Source organism: Streptomyces sp. KLMMK (assembly GCF_036961605.1).
In the GTDB taxonomy this organism is placed as follows: domain Bacteria; phylum Actinomycetota; class Actinomycetes; order Streptomycetales; family Streptomycetaceae; genus Streptomyces; species Streptomyces telluris.
Window position 1 is genome coordinate 1 of record NZ_JBAMDC010000045.1, and the last position, 25,278, is coordinate 25,278.

Annotated in this window: 17 protein-coding genes and 1 pseudogene; 1 reads left to right on the forward strand and 17 read right to left on the reverse strand. The window is 73.6% G+C overall.

Annotation, left to right across the window (positions count from 1 at the left end; genetic code table 11):
* From V7793_RS11135 to V7793_RS11215, 17 genes and pseudogenes are all read right to left on the reverse strand, one after another.
* A pseudogene (locus V7793_RS11135) lies at positions 1-723 on the reverse strand (ATP-binding protein); the annotation flags it as partial.
* Entirely contained in the window at positions 720-1,349 is a 630-nt protein-coding gene (locus tag V7793_RS11140; protein WP_336005096.1) for a DUF4255 domain-containing protein, read from the reverse strand. The gene V7793_RS11140 and the pseudogene V7793_RS11135, both read right to left, overlap by 4 nt.
* Positions 1,350-1,409: 60 nt before the next feature.
* The gene (locus V7793_RS11145) at positions 1,410-5,273 is read right to left on the reverse strand and encodes a beta-propeller fold lactonase family protein (RefSeq protein ID WP_336005099.1); all 3,864 of its coding nucleotides are present in this window, start codon (positions 5,271-5,273) and stop codon (positions 1,410-1,412) included.
* A complete protein-coding gene (locus V7793_RS11150; RefSeq protein WP_336005102.1) occupies positions 5,270-8,617 on the reverse strand; it encodes a baseplate J/gp47 family protein in 3,348 nt (1,115 codons plus the stop codon). Before V7793_RS11150 ends, V7793_RS11145 begins: the two co-directional genes overlap by 4 nt.
* Positions 8,614-9,249 (reverse strand): phage tail protein, encoded by a 636-nt coding sequence (locus V7793_RS11155; protein ID WP_336005105.1) that lies wholly within the window; start codon positions 9,247-9,249, stop codon positions 8,614-8,616. Before V7793_RS11155 ends, V7793_RS11150 begins: the two co-directional genes overlap by 4 nt.
* Before the next feature lie 141 nt (positions 9,250-9,390).
* Positions 9,391-11,718 (reverse strand): hypothetical protein, encoded by a 2,328-nt coding sequence (locus tag V7793_RS11160; RefSeq protein WP_336005106.1) that lies wholly within the window; start codon positions 11,716-11,718, stop codon positions 9,391-9,393.
* A gap of 3 nt (positions 11,719-11,721) precedes the next feature.
* On the reverse strand, positions 11,722-12,123 hold the full coding sequence (locus V7793_RS11165) for a GPW/gp25 family protein (protein WP_336005108.1): 402 nt from the start codon (positions 12,121-12,123) through the stop codon (positions 11,722-11,724).
* Positions 12,124-12,257: 134 nt separating this feature from the next.
* Complete coding sequence (locus tag V7793_RS11170; RefSeq protein ID WP_336005111.1) at positions 12,258-14,054, reverse strand: VgrG-related protein; 1,797 nt, start codon at positions 14,052-14,054, stop codon at positions 12,258-12,260.
* Positions 14,051-14,788 carry a CIS tube protein gene (locus V7793_RS11175; RefSeq protein ID WP_336005113.1) on the reverse strand — a complete coding sequence of 246 codons (738 nt, stop codon included), beginning with the start codon at positions 14,786-14,788 and terminating at the stop codon, positions 14,051-14,053. Before V7793_RS11175 ends, V7793_RS11170 begins: the two co-directional genes overlap by 4 nt.
* A 63-nt stretch (positions 14,789-14,851) precedes the next feature.
* On the reverse strand, positions 14,852-15,283 hold the full coding sequence (locus V7793_RS11180) for a phage tail protein (protein ID WP_336005116.1): 432 nt from the start codon (positions 15,281-15,283) through the stop codon (positions 14,852-14,854).
* Positions 15,284-15,394: 111 nt separating this feature from the next.
* Entirely contained in the window at positions 15,395-15,736 is a 342-nt protein-coding gene (locus V7793_RS11185; RefSeq protein WP_336005119.1) for a hypothetical protein, read from the reverse strand.
* A 2,228-nt stretch (positions 15,737-17,964) separates the two neighbouring features.
* Positions 17,965-18,132 carry a DUF6760 family protein gene (locus tag V7793_RS11190; protein ID WP_179079429.1) on the reverse strand — a complete coding sequence of 56 codons (168 nt, stop codon included), beginning with the start codon at positions 18,130-18,132 and terminating at the stop codon, positions 17,965-17,967.
* On the reverse strand, positions 18,129-18,539 hold the full coding sequence (locus V7793_RS11195) for a hypothetical protein (protein ID WP_336005121.1): 411 nt from the start codon (positions 18,537-18,539) through the stop codon (positions 18,129-18,131). Before V7793_RS11195 ends, V7793_RS11190 begins: the two co-directional genes overlap by 4 nt.
* A gap of 149 nt (positions 18,540-18,688) precedes the next feature.
* On the reverse strand, positions 18,689-20,278 hold the full coding sequence (locus V7793_RS11200) for a hypothetical protein (RefSeq protein ID WP_336005123.1): 1,590 nt from the start codon (positions 20,276-20,278) through the stop codon (positions 18,689-18,691).
* A 76-nt stretch (positions 20,279-20,354) separates the two neighbouring features.
* Complete coding sequence (locus V7793_RS11205; protein WP_336005125.1) at positions 20,355-21,518, reverse strand: hypothetical protein; 1,164 nt, start codon at positions 21,516-21,518, stop codon at positions 20,355-20,357.
* 627 nt (positions 21,519-22,145) lie between these two features.
* Positions 22,146-23,396, reverse strand: coding sequence for a CU044_5270 family protein (locus V7793_RS11210; protein WP_336005128.1), 1,251 nt, complete (start codon positions 23,394-23,396; stop codon positions 22,146-22,148).
* Positions 23,393-24,001: an RNA polymerase sigma factor gene (locus tag V7793_RS11215; protein WP_336005130.1), complete on the reverse strand. Its 609-nt coding sequence runs from the start codon at positions 23,999-24,001 to the stop codon at positions 23,393-23,395. Before V7793_RS11215 ends, V7793_RS11210 begins: the two co-directional genes overlap by 4 nt.
* A 144-nt stretch (positions 24,002-24,145) precedes the next feature.
* Between V7793_RS11215 and V7793_RS11220 the strand changes: the two genes are divergently transcribed.
* Positions 24,146-25,153, forward strand: a complete 1,008-nt coding sequence (locus tag V7793_RS11220) for a hypothetical protein (protein WP_336005133.1) — start codon at positions 24,146-24,148, stop codon at positions 25,151-25,153.
* Positions 25,154-25,278: the final 125 nt, after the last annotated feature.

The following is a 25,278-nucleotide window of genomic DNA, read 5'->3' on the forward strand; positions in this document are numbered from 1 at the left end:
GACCTGCGGCGCGGGGCGAGGCAGGTGCACGGCGGTCCGCAGGGCGGCCGGCAGGGCGTCATGGCCCAGCAGGTGCGCCGTGACCCGGTCCGGGACGCGCAACGGACGGGTCAGGAAGGGGCGTTCGGTGCCGCCGTCCTCCAGCAGGCCTCCGGCCCGCAGGGGGCCGTCGGGTGAGAAGACGCGCCGGGCGGTCGCGGAAGCGCTGGGGACGCCGCACAGGGCGAGGGCGAGGCCGGTGGTGGCGTGACGGCAGGTGATGTCGTCGTTGAGGTACCCGTAGCAGCGCTCGAAGCGTGCGTCGGTGTCGGGGGCGAGCGCGATCAGCAGGACGTCCACGTCCAGCGGGCCCAGGCCGAACTCCTGGGCGAGGCGCGTGAGGGGCGGTGCGGCACCGGTGGCGGCGGCCGCCTCCTCGTGTGCGCGGAGGGCGGCGGCGAGGCGGGCCTCGGCGGGGTCGGGGGGCAGGGGGCCGGTGGGGGCGTCCAGGAGGTGCGGGGCCGCGTCATCGGAGATGTAGAGCCCCTGGAACGGGTCGAAGGGGGCCTCGGCGGGCCCCGGGAGCCCGCCCGGCCCGGCCGCCACCTCGTCACCGGTACGGACGGCGATGGCGCGCCGCACTCTGGCCTCGATCAGGGCCAGGCGGGCGAGGAGCCAGTCGGCGGCGGTGGGAGCCGCTGTCCCGGTGGCTTCGTCGGGGCGTGTCGGTGACGGTGCGGTCATCGGCCGCCGCCTCCTCCGGTGATCTCCACGTTCTCGTCGCCCATCGCCAAGGGCTTGGTCACCCAGCGGTCATAGCCGTCCGGGAGGTACGACAGCAAGGGCACGGTCACGGTGACGTTCAGGGCGGGTACGAGCGTGTGGCCCACCGCGCTCCACAGCTCGGTCAGGGCCCGGTCCTCGGCCGGCGGGTGGCCGACGTCGAGGAGGGCCTGCAGGTGCATCTGCTCCAGCTCCGGCGGGAGCGGCACCTCGAACTCGCGGCTCCTGGCGAAACCGACGAGGAGTTCGCCGAGCATACGGTGGGCGATGAGGGCGTCCGGCGCCCACGCGCTGATGAGGTAGGACAGCCGGGCGTAACGGGGCGGGTCGTGCTGCGCCAGTTTCTTCTGCTGTCCCCCGGGTTCGCCGCCCTGCGCCGGGCCGTACTGGTAGACGGTGCCGGTCTGCTTGCGGTCCAGGTCCTCGCGGATGTCGTACAGGTAGATGCCGACGGTCTCCGCGCCGGTGACCTCCCCGTGCCCGCCGTCACGGCCGGGAGGCTGGAAGGTGATGGGGAAATCAGGCGGCAAATAGGTCAGGTCCTTCCGTACGCGTAACGCCAGTGCCTGGTCGACCAGTTCGATCATGAGCCTGCCTCTGTCTGCAGCTTTCCGCGCCGGATGGATGGGGCGTACGGGCAGTCCGTATCAGTCCGCGGCCTGCCCCAGGAGCGTCTGGCGTGGGTCGATTCCCAGTTCTGTGCTGCCCGCCTGTGCCAGCTCCGTGGTGTCGACGACCGCGACGGCGGCGCCGGACTCGTCGGCCACGTACAGCCGCGGCTCCGTCGGATGCGGTGCGAGGGCGGCAAGCCCGGTACCGGCCGGCACGGTGAAGCGCTGTGCCCCGGTCCCGGTCTCGAGGATCGAGAGCGTCCCGCTGTTCTCCGAGGTCACGAAGAGCCTCTTGCCGTCGGCCGAAACCGCCACGAACTGCGGCGCGGTGATGTGCGCGCCCTGCCAGGTGTGGGTGACCCTGGGCGGGCCGAGCGTGATGTCGGCGAGACCGCCGGCGGTCAGGCACAGGGCGCTGTTGCCGCCCGGGCGGAAGACGGCGCCCGGGCCGGCCTCCAGGCCGGGGGTACTGCCCGCGAGCCGGGGCCGGGCGGGATCGCCCAGGTCCAGGAGGTGGATGCCGCCGCTGTCTCCCCCGACGAACGCATAACCACCTCGCGGGTGCACGGTGATGCACCGGGCGCCGGACGGAAGGAGGAGGCCGGGGCCGGGCAGAAGGAGCTGTTCGGCGGGGGTTGCGGCGCCCTGCAGGACGTGGAGCCGGCTCTCGTCGCCGGAGCGGACCACGATGTAGGCGTGGCCGGTGGCACCCGGGTGGACGGCGATGCCTTCGACGGCGGGGAGAGGCTGCTGCACCATGCCGGCCAGAGAAGGGCGGTCGGGATGCGACGTGTCGAGCACCCACAGGACGCCACCCGCGGCACCATCCACCAGGCCACCGACGTATCCCCACGGCTGCCAGGGGTGGAGGGCGATGGCGGTGGGCCGTGCGCCGCCGGTCAACCCCACCGGCTCCGCCGCGGCGCGGACGGGCCGGTCGGCCGCGGACAGGTCGACGACGCGTACCTCGGGCACGGGGCCGGCGGCGTCCACCGCGTAGGCGTACGTTCCCCCGGGGTGCACCGCTACGGCGCAGAGGGACGCGCCAGTACTCAAGGCAGGCCCAGCCGCCCTTCCTCCGTCGAGGGCCACGACGTCGAGGCTGTTGTCCCGGGCGACATAGGCGAACGGGGCTCGGGGGTGGAGCGCCAGGGCCCGGACGCCCCCGGCCGTGTCCGCGGACGCGGGAACAGGCACGGACGTACCGGTCCGTTCAGGGGTTCTGTCAAGGACGGAGATGCTGTTGCCGCCGCGGTTGGCAACGTAGGCGCGGACGCCGCCCGGCCCGCTCGCCACGCCCATGGGGTCCTCGCCCACGGGGAGCGTGCTCACGTCGTGGTCAGCTATGCGGACGCACCGTACGGCACCGGCGCGGCGGTCGGTGACGTACGCGTAAGCGCCGTCCTGGGTGACGGCCACGTCCCACGGCTGCGAGTCGGCTGCCTCCCCGACCGGAACGGGCGTGACCATGGAACCGAAGACCGTGACCGTCGGCCCGTCGAAATTGGCGATGTACAGGGCGCCGTCGTCCGAGACGGCGGGCGAGTACGGGAGGACGTCCTTGTCGAGGGCTTCGGTCTTGTGCTCGCGCACGGCCGTTCCGGTCGCGTCGAGTGTGAGCACGGCCAGGCACGCGGGCCGCGAAGGCACCGTCTTGTCGCCCTGGTTGACGACGCACAGGGTGTGGTCGTCACGGCAGACGAGCCCGCTGGGTGTGTCGATACCGACGCCCGATGCGGCGTTCGCCACGACGTCGACCTTCATATCCTCTTGCAGGGATACCCCGTACACCGTGCCGGTCGCCGTCTCCGCTCTCGGGCGGGGCTCTTTGTCGGCCGCGTAGAGGATCCGGCCGTCCGGGGACAGTGCGAGCCCGAGGTGGACGTCGGTCTGGTGCTGCTTCACGATGATCGTCCCTGTGTGCCTGTCCCCCTGGCCGTCGGCGACGTCGAACATCTCGACGGTGCCCGTGGTGCCGGCGGCGTTGGAGACGTAGAGGGTGGCTCCGTCCGGTGAGAGGGCCAGACCGTAGGGCCGCAGCAGGGCGGGGTTCTTGGTGATGGTCCGGCGGAAGGTCCACGCTTCGTTGTCGCCGTCACGCCCGAGGACCGACACGGTCGCGTTCTGGTAGTTGGCGACGTACAGCAGCCGTTCGTCCGGCGACAGGGCCATCTCATGGGGGCCGGACAGCTTCCCCGTCTGCGCGTCGATGACCGTCCTGCGTTCCCACCGGCCCGAGGAGTCCCTGCCGAGAACGGCGATCTGCCCGCCGAGCTGGTTGGGCTCGGTCTCGGCGAAGTCCGCGACGTACATCGTCCGGCCGTCCCCGGACAGCGCGATGCCGTCGGGGTGGATCCAGTCGACGGTCTCCGCGCCGATCGTGTACGTGCCCCCGCGCGGGTCGACGAGCGACACCGTCGCCGTGCCGTGGTCGGCGGTCACCGCGTACCGGCTGTCCGGGGTGACGGCCACGCCGTGCGGCCGGGATCCCGGCGCCAGGGCGATCGGAGTCACCCGGGCGCCTTCGCCGCCGTCCAGGGTCTCTCCCGAGGCGGGTGTCAGAAGGAGGAGGTGGTCCGAATCCGGGCTGGTCGCGCAGGCGAACGTGCGGTCCGGTGCCACGGCGGCGTCCCAGGGCTTGTGCCCGGTTCCGAGGCCGACCGGCGTGCCGGACTCCAGGCGTTCGAGGTCCAGCACGGCGAGTTTGTCGGACGTGGGCGCTGTGTCGGCCGCGTAGGCCCACCGGCCGTCCGGGGAGACCGCGACGCCGACCGGCTTCGAGCCGGCCCCCGTGCCGATCTCCCCTTCCTTGTACGGGGCCGCACGTACGGTGACGAGGTGGCCCGTCGCCTGGTCGGTGACGTACGCGTAGTGGCCACCGGACCCGAACACCACACCCGAAGGCACTGTGGCGACCTCAAGCTCCGCGGTCTCCGAGTCCTGCCCGTGCCCGTGCCCCTCCCCCTGCCCCAGTGCGTCCACACGGATCGCGGTGACCTTCCCCGTGGTCTGGCTGACGGCGTGGATCAGACGGCCGTCCGGCGTGAAGGCCACGGCGGCCGGGTGCGCGCCGGTCGCGACCGTGGCGACGGAGCCCATCCGCCCGCTCTGCCGGTCGAGTTCGGCGACCGCGACCGACGCCGAGCCGTAGGCGGCCACGCAGATGCGGTCGCCCGCCGGGCTCACCGCGATCGCGCGCGGCTCGGCGCCGACGGCCACAGGGGATCCTTCCAGCACCTCGGCGCCTTGGACGAGGTCGACGATCGTGACCGCACCGGCTGTGACGTCCTTCCTGCTCGCGGCGTACGCGAACGCTCCGCCCGGGGACACCACGACCGCCCCGGTGGCTCCGTTCACCGGCACGGAGCCGGTCACGGACGGTGCGGCCGGCCCGGCCACGCCGATCACCGAAGCCGTACCTCCCGTTACGTCGACAGCACAGACCCGCTCCCCCGAGGGGGCCGCTGCCAGGGTGCACGGCCCCTGGCCCACCGCGAGTCCGGCCACGCGCTCGCCGTCCGCCTCGAAGACCACGACCCCGCCCGAGTCATCCGCGACGCACACGCGGTCGCGGGCGAGTCCGGCGACCACGGAGACCGGGCCCGGGCCGGTGGGGACGCTCCGCAGCACCACGGGCTCGGGGCCGGTCAGGTCCACCACCGACAGGGTCCCCGAGCCGTGGTCGGCGACGTAGGCCCGGGTGCCGTCCGTCCCGGTGCCCACCGCACGGGGGTTGCTCCCGACCTCGACGGTATGCGGCGGCTCCGGACTTCCCGGTGTGCCGAGGCCCACGACAGCCAGCCGGTCCGCTGCCCAGTCCACGGCCAGCAGCCGGGTCTCTGCGGTGACGGCGGCTCCCCGGCCCGTGCCCCTTTGATCCGTCCCGCTCGTCCCGCTCATGACGGCACCTCCGCAACGGTGATCCGGTGTTCGACGGAGTACACGGTCTCGGCCGGCCCGCAGGCGACCAGGTCCACGGGCGGCCCGGCCACGCCGCTGCGCGGATCGACCGGCGTCAGGGCCGCAGTGGCCACGCGGGCGACCCCGGGCACCTGCTCCAGGATCCGGAAGGCCTCTCCTGCGTACACCGGGCGGCCCAGCGGCCAGCCGGTGCCGTCCGGGCCGCCGCCGACCGGGCTGAAGTACCGGTACAGGGCGCGTTCGGCGGCTGCCCCGAGGGCGGCGCGCTCGGAGGCGGTCCGGTAGTCGGCGGGCACGATGCGGGCGTCGATGCGGATGCCCCGGTAGCCGGGCTGCTCCAGCCACACGGGGACCCCTTCCGGCTGGCGGGCCCGCAGGGAGCGCCGCAAGGTGTCGCAGGCGTCGCGACCGGGGGTGAGCATGTGGAACGGGAACCAGCCGCGTTCGTCGGTCGTGACGAAGGGGATGACCATGAGCCGTACGCCGGCTCGGGTGTTGCCACCGCTGGTGTCCGTGTAGCCGTTCTTCCCGCCGCCCGTGGGGGTGGTGTTCACCACCCCCAGCACCCCGTCCGCGGGCTCCTTCACACAGTTGACGTCGCCCGGGGGGATGCCGTTGGCGGCGGCGCCGAGGGTGACCTTGTACGGGCCGCCCGTCGTGATCCTCGTATCCTTCGGGGGAACCTTGCCGTACTGGCGGTTGCCGATCCAGGGGCCGAAGTGGACCTGGCCCGTGCTGGCGTTGACCACGACGTGTCCGTCGTCGGGCTGCGAGTCGGTGAAGGAGACGACGGTCGTCCAGTCGCCCGTACCGACGTGGATCGCCGGCAGGTCGCCGTACACCGGTGCTTCGAGCACCGGGAGGACCTGCCCGGGCGCGCCCGTCGACACGGCTTCCTTGTGGCCCGCAGGCTGCACCGCGTACTGCAGCGCGGGGACACCCTTCGTGGTGCCGGAGTCGGCGTGGACGGTGTACGTGGTGTCGTCCGTGCCCTTGGGGTCGAGGATCTGGACGGCCAGCCAGCAGGCGGCCCCGTCCACCGGAAGATCCGGTCCCGGATCCTGGACGGCCTCCTGCGGCGTCGTGGCGAGCTCTCCCCGGTCGACCGCGGCCAGCCACCGCGCGGAGGCGGCCAGGGGGACGGGGTGAGCGGCGAGGCTCGTCTCCTGCCCACCCTTGCCGCCCTTTTCGCCACCGGCAACCGTGATCTCCTCGGCAGGTGCGGCGGCATACGCGCACGGGAAGGCGGTGTCCCACCACGGCTTTCCCCTCCGGGGGGCGAACACCGACACCGCGATGCGGTCGCCCGGCTGCCGCCCGCCGCTCCCGGACGCCGCGACCCACAGGGTGAGGTTGCGCAGGTCGTGCGACTTCACGATGCGCACTAGGGCGAGGACCAGCTTGCCGTGTTCCTTGAAGGGGCCCGAGAAGCCGGACTCCGCCGCGTAGCTCCCGGCGAGGAACATCTCTTCGGCGGCGGTGACGTGCGGGCGGAGACGGAGGGGCGCCGTGCCCATGGGTTCCGGCAGTTCGCGGCCGGCCGCCCCGGTGGTGGTGAAGACCGTCTTCCCGCCCTCCGTCGTGACCTCCGCCCAACCGGGCGCCTCGCGCACGCCGGGCGCGAGGGTGAACCGGACCTCGGTCGTGGCGGGCTCCCACGGGACGTAGTTGCGCGCCGGGTCGAGCGCGTCGTCGGTCAGGTCCCGGATGTGGTGGATGCGGGCCATGCCCGCGGAGGCGGCGAGGGCCAGCTGCTCGTAGTCGCGCGGGACGACGGCCCGTTCGGGCACGGACGAGCCGAGCGGCAGGCGGGTCGCGCAGGCGGCGGCGCTCTCGCGCTCCGTGCCGCCGACGGCGGGCGCGGGGTTCGTCACGGAGGAGATGTAGGGCAGCGGCGTCCGCAACACCGTGATCGTCCGGGCGGGCACGTTGCCCCGGGCGCCGCCGCCGGACAGATAGCGCCGCGCCCGGACGACCGCGCCCGCGGGCAGCGCCGCCCCGTGCTGCCGCGGACCGCGGGCCCCGGCCACCAGCGGCGCGAACACGGCCTCGCCGGTGCGCGGGTCCAGGGTGAAGTGCCGGTCGCCGGGCCCCGATCCGGCGAGCGAGGCGACGTGCGTCCACCGTTCGGTGCGCCCGCCGACGGTGGCCTCGACGACGAGGGGATCGGTGGACCGCGACATCGGCGGATGGGCGAAGCGCAGCCGCTCGCCGGGGATGCCGGAGGCCGTGCCCAGCGTCTCGTCCTGGATGAGCCGGGCCTGGACGACCGGGACGGGCACGCTCAGCACCGGGCTGAGCGCGGCCTCGGTCAGGAGGGCTTGTCCCGCATCCGTGCGGTAGCGGATCAGGCCTACGTCGCGCAGCCGGCGCGGCGCATCCTGCTCTTCGCCCGGACCCGGGTCCCGGCCGGGCCCCGGCCGTCGGTGGAGGAGGAGCTGGGCGGGCGCGTGGGCGGACGGGAGGTCGAGAGTGATCTGTCCCGGAAGCCCGGGGCCGGTCACGCTCTCGGTCACGACGCGGCAGGGGGTCCAGTGCGTCCCCTGCCAGGCTTCCCACCGGCCCCGCGCCGGGCGGCTGCCGTCTCCGGCCGTGGTGACGGGGGCCTCGCCCAGCCGGGCGTCGAACGTCACCCGGGTGTTGGGGACGGGAACGGACAGGACCAGCAGCGCGTAGGGGCCGGTCGCGGCAGGCGGGCCGACGGGCGCAGGGCCGACGCCGAGAAGGCCGGGACCCAGGCCGTCCGTGGCCTCCCCGGAATCCGGGAAGTCCTCCAGATAGGGGAGGTTGAGGTGGAGCGGCGGTCCTGCGTACGCGGGGGCGACGGGCTCGACGGGCTTGTCCGCGTCGACGCCCAGTCCGGTCAGCGTGCCCTCCAGGGTCCCGCTGCCGGTGTGCCACTCCCGGAAGCTGCCGGCGGCGACGAGGACGCAAGGGTTGAGCACGGCCTCGGTCAGGGTGCTGAAGACGACCGGTTCCTCCTCCCCCACCGGTCGCGTGGCCACCTCCAGCCCGGCGGGGACGACGACCGGTTCGGGCGGCGGTGCCGCGAGCCGGAAGACGACCTCGGTCTGCGCGGGCGACGGCTGGTACGGCCGGACGCCCAGCAGGCTCAGCGCCTTCAGGCGACGCTGGTCGGGGGCCAGGTTGATACGGTCGCGCAGGGCCACGACCATGTCGGTGCACGTCTCGATCAGGCCCCGGCCGGGGTCGGTGCGGTCCTGCCCGCTCCACACCCCGGCTCTGCGGTGCACGGCGTCGACGGCGGCGGCGACGACCTGGTCGCGGGTGCGCCCGTCGTACTCGGGTGTCGGCAGACTCATCCCTGCTGTGACCTCTCGTCAGGAGTGGAGGGGGCGGGCCCGGCAGGTCCGGAGCCCTCGGCAGGCTGCGCCTCCCGGCGGTCGCCCTGGCCGCTGCGACCCGCTTGGTCGCTGATGACCACGACCTTGAACGGCAGGTGCGCGGGGCAGTGTGCGCGCACCAGGCGGGTGAGCCGGTGTTCGAGGGCCTGGCGGTCCTCGCCGCGGCCCGCGGTCAGGGTGACGGTGAGCGTGCGACCCGCCCGAGGGGGACTGTCGCCGTCGGTGAAGACGCCGCCGGGGTCGTGGATGTCGAGGCGGTCCCAGCCGTGGAGCTCCTTCGCTTCCAGCAGCAGCCCGTACGGGGTGCCGCGGTAGGCCGTCAGCCGGGGCGCCAGGTCGACGGCCTTGCGCCGCTGGGTCTCGGTCCACCCGGGCTCGACCCGGGCTCCGGTGATGCGGATCAGCCAGTCCAGGAAGGCGGGAGGCGCGCGCCAGGGGTCGAGGACGGCGTCGAGGCTCTCGATCCGCTCCTCCGTCGGAGCCAGGGACTCGCCGATCGCGGCGGCGAACGCCTCCGCGACCGTGTCGCCGGAGTAGACGGACGGCAGGGCGAGGGGGCGCGCTGCGCGGGGTGCGGGATGCGGATCCATGGCGGTGCGGTCCTCTCCGGGATCCCGGCGAGCGGCGCCGGGCCCTGCGGGCGGTCAGTCTCGGGTGGACAGTCTCGGGTGGTCAGTCCTCAGGCGGTTCAGTCCTCAGGCGGTCATCCTCAGGCGGTCATCCTCAGGCGGTCAGTCCTCGGGGCGAGCGATGGTGATGTCCACGCCGTCGAGCAGTACGAGGCCGCCGTCGGAGACCTCGACGGACGTGACGGCCCGGCCGACACCGACGCCACCACCGCCTCCCTCACCGCCACTGCCACTGCCACCGCCACCGCCACCGTCCACGCCCTCGTGGGGCGGGGGCAGGGTCAGGCCGACGGCGAGTGTGCCGCGGAGCTCGGGGAGCGGTTCCAGCGCGGTGTAGACGTCGCCCGCGTGGACGCGGCGGCCCCACGGCCAGCCCCGCCCGTCCGGCCCTCCGGCCGTGGGGTGGAAGAAGCGGCGCAGGGCCCGTTCGGCGGCCTGCCGGGCCCGTGCCTCGTCCTCCTCCGTGCTGCTCCACGGCCGGACGGTGGCGGTGACGCCGAACGAGTGGTAGCGGGGAGGGCCCACGCCGAGGCGCTCGCCGAGCAGCCGTGAGGCGTCGGCAACGGAGTTCACCTGTGCGAGGGCGTCCGCCGGGATGTCGAACGCCCCGGCGGCCGGCTTCTGTTCGGGGTCGGCGTCCGTGCGGGGCACGAGGAGGACGTGCAGGAGGGCATCCTCAGAGCGCCAGAGGGCGGGTTCGGTCCGCGTCCCCTTCATGAAGTAGAAGACGCCGTTGACGACGGCCACAGCGTCCGGGGTGTCCTGGCACTGCGGGGAGAGCCCGGGGAACGCTTCCGAAATGCGCGAGGTCACGCCCCTGCTGTCCGGCAGGGGCAGGAACCCCCGGTCGCCGGAGACGACGGTGTAGGCGCGGTGATAGAAGGTCTCGCCCTTGAAGAAGAACAGTTCGTAGGCATCGGGTGTCCGGGGGGCGGCCAGTACGGCCACCTCGTCGAGGTCGGCGCAGAAGGCTTCCGGCAGGCCGGGGAACTCGTCCCGGATCTCGCGCGGCCCGTCCCCTCCGTCCCACAGGCAGTGCCGCCCGTAGAACCAGAGTCTCGGCGGCTGTTCGAACGGGAGCTTCGGCTGCGGTTCGCCGGTGCGGATGACGGCGTTCAGGCACTTGGCCTGCTGGACCTCGTCGGGCACGTCATCGGTCTCGCCGCCTCGGGTGGGCGCGCCCGTGCCGCCGCTTTCGTCCGTGTCCGGCATCCGGAGGGGCAGCGGGCGGGCCGTGATGGTGCCGTTGTCGTAGTAGTGCACCGCCCGGCTCGGGTTCCGGGCGGCGACGGCGCAGGCGAGGACCTCGGCCGGGCGTTGCGGTACGTCGAACGCCTCCGGCACGCGGGAGTCGGTGGGGCGGGTCAGCGCCGTCACCCGCACCCGGGCCAGGCCGTCGACGTGCTCCTCGATCAGTTGCTCGTGGTCGGCCGCGGTGACCGCGCGCCGCAAGGGGGCCAGGCCGAGCCCGGCCCGCTCCAGCGCCTGGCGCCAGTCCTCCGCGTCCTGCGCGGGCGCGAGCACCGTGCGGACGGCGGCGGTCAGTCCGGCCGGTGCCGCGACGGTGAGGGGCGTACCGGCGGGGACGCCGCCCTTGCCGCCCCGGTAGGCGGTGTACTCGGCGCTGACCACGGCGCCGGGCGGTGGCACGGCCCCGTGCTGCGCGCTGCCGCTCTCCGCCGGAACCAGCGGCCCGAAGACGACTTCGCACGCGGCGTCGTCCCACCAGAAGGCCGAGGTGACCGGTCCGACCTCGGCGAATGTTCGTACGGACGGCCATGCCACGCCCTCCACACAGACGGTGACCGGCGGCCCGAACGGCGGGTCCGCGACGGGCGCCCCGGGCCGCCAGGGGCGCTGCGACGTCGCGAACCGGCCGCCCGGAGCACCGTCGGCGACACCCAGCACCTCGTTGTACGTGAGGGGTTGTTCGACGGCCTCCACGCACCCCGAGGGCTGTCCCTCCGCGAGGGTCAGCCGCGCGGTGGTGCACAGGACGACGGCTTCCTCGCCGTCGCCGGTCCGGACCTCCGTGCCCTCGGAAATCACGCAGGAGGGGAGGGCGCCGCCGCGCAGGAACTCGACGACGACGCGGGCGGGGGAGGCGGGCAGCGGCGTGATCCCCATGAGCCGGAGCAGGGCGGACCGCTGCCGGTCCGTCATCCGGTCGATGCGGTACGAGAGCTGGTCGGCCCGCTCGGCACAGGCTTCGATCAGGGTGACGCCCGGGTCGGACACGTTGTGGTCGGTCCACTCCGGTACGCGCTCCGGGAGGGCGCGCTTGGCGGCGTCGACGAGGGGCTGGAAGCGCAGGTCGTCGAGGTCGGGGACGGGAACGCCGGACGGATCCGCAGGATCCTGCTCGTGCGCGGAAACGGAAGCGGAAGCGGAAGCGCTCCCCGGTCCGGGGGTGGGCAGGGAAATGGACATGGGTCACTCATCCGGGGTTTCGCCGGGCAGGGTGTAGAAGGGGAAGACGAGGTTGCGGGGTTCGTTGGTGGCCCGCAGCCGGTAGCGGATGTCGATGTAGAGCACGCCGGTGTCCTCGGAGTCCGTGCTGAAGAGGAGGTCGTCGACCTCGATGCGCGGCTCCCACCGGTCCAGGGCCCGGCGCACCTCCACGTCGGCGCGGGCGACGGTGGTGGCGTCGAGCGGGTCGAAGACGAGCCGGTGGATGCCGCAGCCGAATTCCGGGCGCATGGGCCGCTCGCCGGGCGCGGTGGACAGGATGATGCGGACGGCCTGCTCCACGTCGTCGCTGCCGCGCGCGAGGCCGACCCGGCCCGTGCCGGTGATGACGGCGGGGAAGGCCCACCCCGCGCCGATGATGTCCACGGTCCGTCCTCTCCTGGAAGGTTCACCGGTGATCGCCCGGACGCCGGTTTCCGGTTCGTCAGCGGCCGGTTCGTCAGCTGCCGGCTTTATCAGCTGGCGGAGCGTGAGTTGCCGGAGCGGCAGCTGCCGGAGCGTCAGTTGATGTCCACGGTGTCGCCCGTGATCGTCGTGCTCTTGCCGTTGAGCGTGAGTACGCCCTTGCTCTCGACGGTGACGGTGGCGCCTTCCAGCCGCAGCTCTCCCCCGCCGCTGCCCTCCGCCTTGACGGTGACCGTGCCGGCCGTGACGATCACGCTGCCCGCCTCGCCCGCGTCGATGGTGAGGGTGCCGTCGCCGCGCCCGTCGAGCGAGACCCGTACGGTCTTCTCGCCCTCCCCCGCCGCGAAGGCGATCGTGGTGTCCTTCCGGTCGAGGTGGGTGGTGAGCTTGCCGTCGCCGGTCAGGAGCCGGACGCCCTGGGGCCCGTCGGTGGCGCTGAGGAGTTCGAGGCGGTCCCCGGTGCGGGAGGCCAGCGAGCGGCGGTTGGCGCGCCCGGTGCCGGCGTCGACGAGCGGCAGGCCGTGGTCGGTGGGGGCGTCGACGCCGTTGTAGAGGCCGCCGATGGCGTACGGCCGGTCCAGGCGCCCGTGTTCGAAGCCGACGAGGACCTCGTCCCCGGCCTCCGGCGCGAAGACGCCTCCGCCGTCGGTCCCGCCCCACTGGACGGTGCGGACCCAGTCGGTCACGTAATCCTGCGAGAGCCATGGCAGGCGCAGCCGTACGGCGCCGCGCTGGCCCTGACCGGGTTCCTTGGTGTCGGTCACCACGCCCACCGCGACGCCGAGCCCGCACAGGGGCGGCGGGTACGGCACGACGGGAGGGGGCAGCGGGCCGACGTGGACGTGGGTGCGGTAGCCCTGTTCGCCGTCGAAAGTGTGCCGGCAGGCGGTGACCGTGTACTTGCCGGTGAACGGCTCGCCCACCCCGGCCAGCGCGACGGGCACGCCGGCCCGCAGCTCCGGGGTGCCCGCAGCCTCGGCGGAGAGCCGCGCCATGGCGGCTGCTGCCTCCTCCGCCACCCCGCGGGCTGCGACGTCCACCTGCTGCGCGGCGGTGTAAGGGCGGCCGCTGACGAGCAGCCCGGCCGACGCACCTCCGAACGCGCCGCCGAGCTGTGCGGGGGTGACGCCCAGGCTCAGCCGCTCGCTGCGGCCCGCGCTCGCGGTGGCGGACAGTGCCGCCTTGGTCCCGGGGTCCCAGCCGCGGACCTCCACGTCGGCCACCTGCCCCTCGGAGGACACGGCGGCCCGCAGCGCCATCAGGTTCACCCCGTACTGGAGGACGTACGGGCTGCGGTCCGCTCCCGTGGTGGGTGCGGGGGCGCCACTCGCGGCCGCGGGGCGGGTCATGTGGACGGTGCTGCCCTCGACGGACAGGCGCAGTCCGCGCTGGTCGGCGAGGTGGGTGAGGAGCTCCCAGTCGGTCAGGTTGGGCTGGGCGAGGTGCTCGATCCGGGTGCGTTCCGCCTCGATGCTGCCGGTCTTCAGTCCGTGCCGGCCCGCGGCCGCCTGCGCGACCTCGGCGACGGTCGTGTCGACGTAGGCGGCCACGCGCCGCCCGCGCATCAGCCGGTGGCCGCGATCCGTGGCCCGTACGGTCGTGAAGGTGCCGTCGCTGTCCACCTCGGTCTCCAGCGCGGTGACCTCCCCGTCGAAGATCTCGGCGCGGGCGCGGCGGCGGGCGGCGGCCACGGACACCGTCAGCGGCGAACCGACCTTGATGCCGACCGCCGCCAGGAGCCGGTTGCCCGGATCCCGGAACCGCAGGCGGGCCCGGGCCGGTGCGCCCACGGCGGTGTCGACCACGGCCTCCGCGAGCCGGTCGGCCCACAGCTCCTGCAGCACGGAACCGAAGGCGATCACCGGCTCCGCAGCGTACGTCCGCTGCGTCACGCGGGACCTCCTGAGGTGTGCTCCTCCGCGGCCCGCTCCTCCAGGACCGGCAGTACCAGTACGGTGCCCGGCGGCACCCGGGAGGGATCGTCGACGGCGTTGGCGCGGGCGATGGCCCGCCAGCGGGTGGCGTCGCCGTAGGTCTGCCAGGCCAGCCCGGCAAGGGTGTCGCCCGCGACCATCCGGTGCGTGGCCACCGGTCCGTCCGCGCCGGAGGTCGGGTTCTGCCGGGGCGACGAACCACCCACCTCCTCCATGGAGATGTTGCAGGAGGCCCGCAGCGGCACGCCGTCGTGCCCGAAGCGCGTGTACGTCGCGTCGACCTGCGTCACCAGCGCCAGGAACGCCGTCGTCCGCGAACGGCCCCACTCCAGCCGCACCCACGGCGCGGAGGCCGGCTTGGCCGTGGTGCTCGCGGCAGTGGGGGCGCAGCAGTCGAGCAGCTTCTCTACCTGGTCCTGCACGCTGGAGCGGAAGTCCCCCGCGTCGAGGAACACTTCCAGCGTCATCGTCCGCGGCTGCGCGCCCACGAACTGCGCCTGGGCGGCCTCCCCGTTGGACGGCGACCTGCTGCGGTCCCAGCGGGCCTGCTTGCCCACCTGGACGCGGTCCGGATTGAAGTGCAGCCGGACGCGCCCGCGTTCCGGGCCGGGCGTGTTGCCGGTGCCCGTCGGGGGATCGTAGATCACGAGGGCGGCCCGGACGGGGGCGCCTCCCAGCAGCTCGGACAGCATGCGGTCCTCTCGGAGGGTGTGTGCGGGCGGGGCGGGGGCCGGGCCGGCGGGTACGGGAACGGGTCAGACCGTTATCCCCAGGAAGCCGTTGTGCGTGATCTCCAAGGTTTCCCGGGCCGGCTGCGACTGGTCCGTGTCGAACGTCGGCCCGCTCCAGCGCACCGGCAGTACGCCGTCCAGCAGCCACCGCACGATCGGCTGCCGGTCCGGGCCGAGCGCCACGAGCTGCCCCGGCAGCCGCACCGGCTCACGGACCTGCTGCTGCAGCCAGGCCCAGATGAGGACCGTCTGCTGGGAGAGCGGACGGGTCAGCACGACGTTCGTGTAGCGCAGGCGGGTCGGCAGCTGCCAGACGTGCCCGTTCAGCCCGCCCTCGACGCGCTCCTCGACCTCCATCGCACAGCCCAGGCCGTCACAGGAGGTGAACGAGCCCAGCGCGTGGAGGCCGATGGAGAGCTGGAAGTGGGAACTGACGGCGAACGGCTGGTCCAGCATGTGCGGGGTCTCCGTCGGGTCGGGGACAGGGGCGGCGGGTGGGTGCGGGTCGTGACGGGTCGTGACGGGTTCCGGCGGATTGTGGCGGGTTGTGACGGGTTGCGGGGGGCGCTAACGGGGATCGGCGGATCCCCAGAGGAAGGGAGCGGAGGAGGGGGCCGGGGAGGCGGGAGCGGGCTGGTCGTACGCCGACGAACGCGACCGCTGTGCCCGCCGGGCGCGGGGCGAGGCCTCCAGGGCGGGGAGCACGGCCTCGGCCAGGAGGTCCGCGTGAGCGCGGGCGACTTCACGGGCGATTTCGCGGGCGGCCGGGGCGGTGGCCGGGGCGGGCTTGCTGACCGGAGGCCCGGGCGGGGGCGCGGTCGTGAAGGGTGGGGCGGGGTGTCCGCTTCCTCCGCTGCCCGCGGACGGCGCGCCGGGGGCGGCGTCCGGCGGAGGGGAAGCGAGGGGCATGGCGGTACGGGGTACCTCCCGTAGGGGCCGGCCGATCCCCAGGCGCCGGGCGGCGGGGCCGCTCGGGTGGCCATCACCGGCAGGCCGGCCGGGGCCCTCGGCGACACCGGGAGTGTCACCGAGGGGTGCCCAGGCGTACCCGCCGCCGAATCCGGGCCCCTCTCCATCGCTACGGGCAGCGGACGCCGGGCGGGTGCCGCCCGGACCATGGTGCGGGCCGGGTGCGGCGTGCTGCGCCCCGGAAACAGCCGGGAAGGCGGGGTCGGTGGCGGGAAACGGGGCGGGGGCGGACCCGAAGGGAATGGGCTTCCCGGGGCCCGCCCCCGGCCTGGCACCGGTGGGACCCGAAGCAGGAGCGGTCGTCCCTGCACCGGGACGGTTCCACGAGAGCGGACCGGCCCCGGCTCCCGAGTCCCGCCCTGAGCGCGACGCCGGCCCGCCAGGGCCACCGAAACCGGCCGCAACCCCAGCGGCCGGGTCCGGCTCCGCCTCCGGCGGTGCGCTGCGCCTGGCTGCGTCTGCAGGCCATACACGGAGCCCACCGGTGCCGGGCCCTGCGACCCACCCCGCCGACGCGCCGGGCGGCGCCCCGGAGGAGGCCCCTGACGAGGCCCCGAAACCGTCCGCGGCGACAGGGAAAGCAGGGCCGGAGCCCGGCCCGGCACCGCGGCCGGAGTTCGCCCGTTCCCCGGGTGCGGGTCCGGGTCCGGGTCCACGAAGGGTGTCTGCGGCGCCGCGCGCCGGGGAGTCGGGCACTGCGCCGGACGACGCCTCCGTCCGCTCCCCGTGGCCGGAGTTCCGCCGTACCCCGGGCCTCGGCCGGGAACCGGCCCCGGCAACAGGCCCCACTGGTAAGCCGGATGTTGCCCCGGAGGATTTCTCGGGCCCATTGCCACGACCGACCCCGAAGCCGGCCCCTGCGCCGAGATGGAAGCCGGCCCCTCCCCTGTCTCCCGGCCTCAGACCGCTCCCTGCAACGGGCCCCGTCGGCGCGCCGAAGGCCGCACCGGAAGATCCCTCGGCCCCGTCGCCACGTCCGAAACCGACACCGACACCGGGCATGTGCCCGGAACCCGGCCCGACGCCGGGACTCAGACCGGCCGCTTCCTCGTCGCCTGCAACGGGGCCCGTCCGCGAGCCGAATGCCGCATCCGGCCGCTGCCCGGTCCTGTCCCCGCGTGGAACAGAATCCGTTCCCGGCCTCCCCGCATCGGAGCCCGCCCCCGCTTCCGCCGCCGTGGCGGAGGAAACTCCGGTTCTGGGCAGGGGAAGCGGACCCGGGGTGGCGCGGAGAGCATCCTGAACGGAGCGGGCCGCCGCCGCAGAAGCACCGGGTGCAGGAACCGGCCTCCCGATCCGTCCGGGCACGCCTCCGCAGGCCACTCCGTCATGCTGTCTGATGCTGGGTATTGGCTCCGCCGATACCGTGCCGGCTCCCTCTTGGAGTCCCCGATGGGCCTCAGAACCCCCTGCTGTACGTCCCGCGACGGACCCCGCATCGGGACCGCGGCGGCCGCTCCCGGCCGCCTTCCGTCCCGAACCGGCGTCCCCGTCCCGAACCGCGAACGCAGCGTGGGTGGCCCGCGCCCCGGCCCCGTCGTCAGCCGGGCCCGCGGTGACCGCCACCCGGCCGTCTCCGACGCCCTCCCCCGGCGCATCGGGCCGGCGCATCCGGCCCCCCAAGGCGTTCACCGCCGACCTCAGTGCGCCGCGCCACCCGGCCCCGGGCGGGACTTCGGCGAAGTTCTCCGGGGCAGCTTCAGGAGAGCCGTTACCTCCGGCCGCAGACTCGTCGCCCAGGCCGCCCCCAGGGGGCAACGGCATGCTGCCCACCGCTGCGTTCGGCAGAGCCGGAGCAGCAAACCCCCTGTCCCCGCCCCCGCCCCCGCCCATCCGCGGCAAGGTCACGAGCGGCCCCCGTGCCGCGGCCCCGGACAGCGGCACCGCGCGCGGCAGCAGGCGTCCGGCCGTCGTGACGGTCGGGGCCGGGCGCCACGCCACAAGTTGCTCCCGGAAGGCGGCGGGCCCACCGGCCCCCAGGGCAGGAAGCCGCACCAGCCCCGCCGGGGCCACCGCCCGCCACTCCCCGCGAGGCCGCTCGGGGACGGCGGAGGACGCAACGACCGGGGCCGGGGCCGGACCCAGGACGGACTCCTCGCGTACGCAGCGATCCCGGGCCCGATCCCCGCCCCGGGCCCGGTCCCGGCGACGCCACCGCCCCGCCGTCTTCACCGCGCCCCCCGCCCCTCGGCGAGCGCGGTGTTGATCCCGGCTATCTCGCGCACCCAGGCGCGCCGCTCCTCGTGCGTCAGGGAGAGGAGGTCCGCGTACCCCCAGTGGAAGTGGTAGGCGATGTACGCCACCTCTTCCCGGAGCCGCTGCGCAGGGTGCGTCATGCTTCCCCCAGGCGTTCACCGGCCGCCCCGCCCGGCACGGCGAAACTGGTGCCGCAGGACGGGCAGGCGACGGCGCCGTGGCCGGAGTCGAGGCCGTTGATGCGCCGGTAGAAGTCCTGGAGGTAGGCGAGGTCCGTGGCGAAGAGGCCTTCCACGACGCCCGCGTGGATGTCGGGCACCGTCCCCAGGCGGGTGATGACGAGGCTGAGGAGGACGACCCCGAGATAGGCGGGATTCTCCCGGACGCGCTGGTCGATCAGAGGCGAGAGCTCGTCCCGGGCGGTGGCGAGCCGCATGGCGCCGCGGCGGTGGACGGTGCCTGCGGCGTCCACGTACCCGTGGGGCAGTTCGAAGTCGAACTCGGTGCGCAGCGAGGATCCGTTGTCCTGCGATCCGGTCTGGGGCATGGCGGTGCGGTTCCTCCATCGGGCGTGCGGCCGCGGGGCCGCGGGGGCCCGGCCCCCGCCCGGGGAGGGGGGCGGGGGCCGGGATGTCGTTCAGCCTTTCCTCAGTTGCTCCGTCCGGTGTGCTGGTCGGTGCGCTGCTTCTGCCGTCGTCACTCGATGGTCTGGTCGAGCAGGAGGCTCACCGCGGTCTTGGCCACCCACACCCGCACCGAGAACACTCCGGGCTTGTCACCGGCGGTCAGAACGGGCGACTCGGCCGAACCGCCGGGCCCGCTCTTCACCTTGGCGGTGTCCTTTCCGCCCGGGAACGACGCCACGTTCTCACCACGGATCCTGAAGGTGACCTCGGCGTCCTCGACGGGGTTGCCGTTCTTGTCCTCCACGACGACCGTCATCGGCTCGTCGAAGGACTTGCCCGCGGGAACCGTCTGCCCCGCTCCCGACACGTAGCGGACGTGGTCCGCTACGCCCCGCTCCGGGGTGACGACGAGCCGGGAGAACGAGGCCACGGCATCGGCCTCGGTCCAGCGGGCGGAGACGACGCAAGGCCCTTCCTTGAGCGCCTTGAGCAGGGAGCTGGTCGCCACACCGAGCTCTTCGCCGACGGTGCCGGTGTAGCGGATCTCGATCGGTTTGCCGTTCTCGAAGACGGCCGAGCCGGCCTGCACCGAGAACTCGATCCGCTGCCGGGCGACCGGTGTTCCGTCCAGCAGCGTCGCCTTGACGACGAGCGGCTCGGGGAAGCGCTGTCCCACCTCGGCCGTCTGGTGGTCGCCGGACTGCACGGCCAGCCGGTGCCGGGACACCCGCTGCAGGGCGTTCTCCCCGGACAGGGCGACCCACAGGTCGCCGTCCCCGGCCAGGGCGAGGCCCGACGGGTGGGACCGGGCGCCGGTGGAGATCACCGATGCCGTGCCCTCCCCCGGCAGGACGTATCCGATCTCGTCCCCCGCGGCACTGGCGAACCAGAGCGTGCCGTCGCCCGCCACGAGGAGCCCGTGGGCCGGGGAGGGGATGTCGATCTGTGTGAACCGGCGGTCGTGGACGGCGTACCGGTAGAGCCGGTTTCCGGCCGTGGCCACCCACAGGACGTCTCCCGCGGCGCTGATCGCCAGGTCCTGCGCCTCGGCACCCACGCTGATGGGCGGGGAGAACCGGCCCGTGACCATGTCGTAGGTGACCAGGGCCTGGCTGCCGGGAGAGCTGAGCCACAGCTGCGTCGGGTCCTGCTCCGCGACGGCGATCCCGTAGAGGCCGGCGGAGTAGACCTGGGAGGTCTCGACGGCTCCCCCGGGTTCCAGGAAGGCAAGGAGGTTGCGGTCGGCGAGCGGGGCGACCATCAGGGCGCCGCCGTTCTCGTCCTGAGCGATCGCCAGGGCCCGGCACCGGGAACTGCCGCTCACGTACCGGACCTGGTAGTTGCCGTCCTGGTCGCAGCGGACGAAGGCTGATTCGCCTGCCCCTGCGACGTACGACCACACGCCGTGGCCCGGCCAGGAGATGATGGCGTCCGCCCGGCCCGCGACGCCCGCGGCCGGGGGGAAGAGCACGTTGCTGTGGCTGCGGGGATCGAAGTACCCCATGCCGCCTTCGCCCGTCACGAACCAGAGACGGTGGTCTTCGACGTTCCATGCCAGCTCGGCGGCGGGACCGGGGAGGGGAAACTTGCCGGTGTCGCTCGTGGGGTTCACAGGCTCTACGGAGGTCGCGGGTGTCGCAGGTGTCACGTCGGACGGCATTCTGCTGCTCCTTCCGGGGAGAGGAATGGACCGGGCAGGCGGACCGGCCGGCGGTCCGCCTGCCGCAGGGAAGGCGCTATGCCGGCCTGATGTGGAGCGTCGTGGTCATGTGCGGCTCGGTGTTGCCGAGGCCGACGCTCAGGAGCGCCTCCTCCTCGACCTCCCCGGCGTACACGGGCGGCAGGCAGACTCGGCCGCGCTGGTCGGTGAGGATCACCCGCTCGCGGGTGTTGTCGTCGAAAGTCGCGCCTTCCGCCTCGATGCGGCACGTGAGCGGGATGCCCGGGATCGGCCGGCCGTCGGCCACGTACTCGGCGACCAGCGGCGCGTCGGCGTGCTCCTTGGCGTGCAGCACGGTCCCGCTGTGGGACACCACCTGGGTACGGCCGAGGCGGGAGGGTGCCCCCAGCGCTGCGACGGCGGTGGGGTACTTGCCCAGGGTCTTCCTGTCGGGGTTCGTGTACCAGATGTTCCCGTCCTGGCCGACGCAGATCCCCTTGGCCTTGCCGCCGTTGGGGAGCCCGATGGTGGTGCCTTCCTCCTCCATCTGGCCGTCGAAGATGTGGATCCCCTGGCTGGAGGCGACCCAGACCTCGCCGTTCGGATGGAACGTCAGCTGCTGCGGGACGGCCGCGCCCAGGTTCCGCTCCTTCCACCGGAGGGTGTTCAGGTTCAGCCGGAGCACCTGGTTCGGGTTGGTGGCGGTCACCCAGACCGCCTCCGTGTCGACCTTCACGTAGTAGGGCTTCTGGCCGTCCCCGCCGGGCAGGCCGATGCGCTCCCAGGTGTTCTGCCCGGGGCCGCGCTTGTACAGGCCGTTCTGGGTGCGGGACGGGTTGCTGTTCGTCTGGCCGGTGACCCAGTACGTGTGGGTCTTCCCGTCCTCGGCGGTGCTGACGGCCACGTCCCAGAGCCACGTGTTGTGCTCGACGCTCATCTTCTCGACCTGGCCGGCGCCGGACTGGGTGATCGGCAGGACGCCCACGTACTTGTACACGGGTTCGGCGAACAGCAAGCTGTACTCGTAGGTCGGCGTGCCCGAGCCGCCCCCCTTCGTGGTCTCGAGCGCGATGCTCTCCGCCTTGGCGTCGTCCTCCAGCGGATAGAACGTGACGGGGTAGCCGGCCGAGGTCATCATCGCCACGATCGGGTCCTGCTGCGCGGGGGGCGCCGGTGCGGCGAACCACACCTTGCTGGTGCCGAGCGGATCCTTCATGATCCCTGCGGAGAGCCGGGGCATGTGGGAATGGTTCGCGTAGCTCAACTCGCCGGGCCGCTGGGGATTGACGCGGACGACGCACCCGCTGCCGGAGGTGCCTGTGTTGCTTGTGGTGACCCAGAGTTTGCCGGCGTTGCCGACGCACACCGAGTGCGGCGCGTATGCGGGACTACCGAGTGAGTACTCCGTAATGCCATCGGTCACAGCGTTCTCCGTCCGGTTCTTCAGGTGAGTGCGTGAACTCATCAAGGGCTGCGCAGGGCAGAGCACACCTGTTGCGGGTGTGCTGACGAGTGCTGCCGGATGCCGATGACCCACGCGGGGGAGACTCAGACCGGTCGAGATTATGCCGTCAGCACTGCCCTCGCATCCGAGCGAACCGGCCACGGGGAGAGGGAAGTTGCTGCTTCCGGACAGTGTGGCGACCACCCGACGGCCCGCTGCGCGTTCCACCTGCAAATGGAGACATCCGACATACCGAGTTCCGTATCCGGCGTCGCCCCTCCACGCAACCCGGGCCGCTGTCAAGAGCCCCGGCACCCGGACGGCAAGGGGCGGCGTGATGTGGCCGAATTTCTCTGAAGAACGCTTTCATGCCTGGAAATCTGGCCCAATGACGTGAAACGGCCTGCCGGTCCGCGACCTACCTCATTTCGTCACCGGCGCTCGGCCGGATTCGGCGGGGATCTCGCCTGCGCGGTCGGCGGCGGCCTTGGTGAGCACCGCAGAGGCACCGACAACGGTCCCCGCCGGGCCCGCGTCGCGGGCTTCGGTAAGAACCGTCCGTTCACCGAGGAACGCGTACGTGCTCCGGTCGAAGACCCACTGCGTCTGCTGCCCGTGCGCCGTGCGGGCGACGGCGACGCCCGCACGCCCTGCGGCATCGCGGGCCGCGTCGACCACCGTGACTCCGGGGATCTTCGCGGCGGCCTTGTAGAGCGCGGCGCTGACCTCCGGGGGCGCCCAGGTCTCGGCGAGCAGGTCGCCGATCGCGGCGAACGCCCGCTGGTCCGGGTCCGATGCCGAGGCGGGGGACGGGGACAGGGACGGGTTCGAGGCTGGGGACGGGTCCGGGGACGAGCCCGTGTACGGCGACCGGTCCGGGCCCGGATTCCGGTCTTGCCCGCGGGTCTCGTCCCGGATCAGCTTCAGCAGGGCGTCGGGGTCGGTGGGCAGCGACGCGACGTACTGATGGGTCGGGTCGCCGATCGACGGGCGCTTGCGCAGAGTTGTCGGCCGGGGCGTGGCCCCCGGACCGTCGAGGGCGTATACGGGAGCGTCGTCGGTGCCGAGCGGCGTGTCGGGCCGGCCCTCCTCGCGCAGCAGGCCGGGGCGGCTGCCGTCGGCGGACAACCACACCTGACGCGTGTGTACGGGAGCCATGGTCACGGCACCTCCCGCGGCGCTCTGCGCGGCGTAGGCGACCTTGCTCTCGACGTATACGAACTGGTCGGCGCGGACCACCGGCTGCTTCGCCGATGCGGCAGCGAGGGCGATCCGGTCGAGGAGCCGTGCCGCTCGCGCCGCTCGTGCTGCTTCGGGCGCGCGGGCGGCGTCGTCACCCGGCACCGTGGGCGCTCCGCGCCCGGGCGTGTCCGCGAGGTTCACCGCTACGACGCCGCCCACCGCCAGGGCGCAGGCGACCGCCGGGACCATGGCCCGGACGATCAGGCGCCGGGGCGGGCGCAGGCGCGAGGTCCGGGCAGCCACGGCAGCCCGGGCGGCGAGGCTTCCCCGCGGTTCTTCGGCGGCGGCCTGGCGCAGCAGCGCTTCTTTCAGCAGCAGTTCACGGTCGGGGTCCAAACCGGGGACCGGCGGCGGGGAGAGCAGGTCGGTGGGGCCGAGAGGTTCGGTCTCCTCGGCCCCGGGGAGCGGACGGCGCCGCGGGGTGGTGTTCATCCGTGGTTCTCCTGGGTCAAGGGCCGGGGTGCGGGGATACGGCCCGAGGTGTGCGAGTCCTTCGAGCGCGCGGCTCGGGCTTCGGCGTCGGCGAGTTCGCGCAGCCGGGTGCGGGCGCGGGACAGGCGCGACCGGACCGTACCGACCGGCACGCCGAGCGCCTCGGCCGCCGCCGCGTAGTCCAGGCCCGCCCACACCACGAGGGTGAAGACCTCGCGGTCGCGGCGCCGCAGGCGGGCGAGTGCGGCGTGTGCGGCGCGCAGTTGCTCGGTGTCCGCGAGGTGCGTGACGAGGTCGTCGGCGAAGTCGGGAATCGTGCCGCGTTCCGGGACGCGGGCGAGTGCGATGTCGCGACGGCGGCGTGCGCGGGCGTTGCGGCGCATGATGTTGGTGGCGATTCCCAGCAGCCACGGGCGCAGGCTGTCCCCGTCGGGGTGGACGCGCTCCCTGCCGCGCCACGCCTCCAGGAAGGTCGCCGAGACGACGTCCTCGGCCTCCGCCCAGTCGCCCGTCACCCGCAGGGCGTAGCGGTACAGCACTTGGGCGTGCTCGTCGTACAGCTCCGCCAAGGCGTCGCGGTCTCCGCGGCGGAAGCGGTTCCTCATCAGTGATTCCACGTTCTGCTCTGCCACGTCCGGCGCGCCAGTTCCGGTGACGTGCACCACAGGAGACGCCGCCCGCGACGCGAGCCCCACCCCCGGGTGACGCAGGCCACAGGAACTCCGATGCTCCGTCGAGCAGTGCAGATCATGAACACTTCTTCCGTACCCCGCCGGAGCGCCCTCCGGACTCTGGCGCTCGCTGTCACGCTGATCGGCTGCGCAACCTCCACCTCGGGCGTCCAGGCCTTCGCAGCAGAGCAGAAGACGTACAGTCTCACGATCCGTCACCTCGACCGCGGGGGCAGCGCGACCGGGGCCTACGACACCACCGTCACCGGCATCTCGGGCGCGGGCTCCGGCAAGTCCGTCACCCCCCACGACGCTTCCGGCACGACCACCGTGCGCCTGCCCAAGGGCCGCTACCTGCTGGACAGTTACCTGACCTCCGGCAATGCCAAGGGCGCCACGGACGGCACGGACGGCACGGACGGCACGGACTGGATCGTCCAGCCGCGCCTCGATCTCGACCGCGACACCACCGTCACCGTCGACGCCCGCACCACGGCCCCCGTCGACGTACGGCCGCCCGACCGTTCCGCGACGTTCCTGCACGGCATGATGGTCACGGAGGTCAAGCACGACGGCGCCACCCGCCTCGTCAACCGGATGGTCTCCACGCCGAACCTGCGCGTCGCCCACCTGGGCCCCGACGCCGGACCCGGGTCGGTCAGGCAGTGGTACGACGCGTACTGGACGACCAAGTCCGCCGACTACGCGCTCGGCTACGTCTCCACCGGCTCCCGCGCCCTGACCGGGCTCACCCGGCACCCCTCCGCGAAGGACCTGGCCACCCTGCAGGTCCGCGGTGGCGCCAGGCCCGGCACCACCGGGCCCGCGACGGTCGACCTGCAGCCGAGTGCCGGACCCACCCTCGGTCTCAGCGGACGTCTGACAGTCCCCGGCACCGCCACCTACTTCGTGACGCCCGAGCGCGGCACCTGGGACATCACCTACTGGTCCCCCACGGCGCCCGGTGCTCCGTCGAACCGCTACAGCGCCGACGGCATCTCCGTACGCGCCGGGACCACGACCACCCGCACCTTCGACGGCGCCGCCCTCACCCGGCCCGGCACCGAAGCCCGCCGCACGCGGTGACCACGGCCGTGCCGGGGGCGTTGTCAGCGGGTCTTGACAAGATCGGCGCATGACCGATCACGTGGAAGTCCACCGGTACAAGGTCGACGTGGCGTGGAAGCGCCGGACCAAGGCCCTCCTGAAGG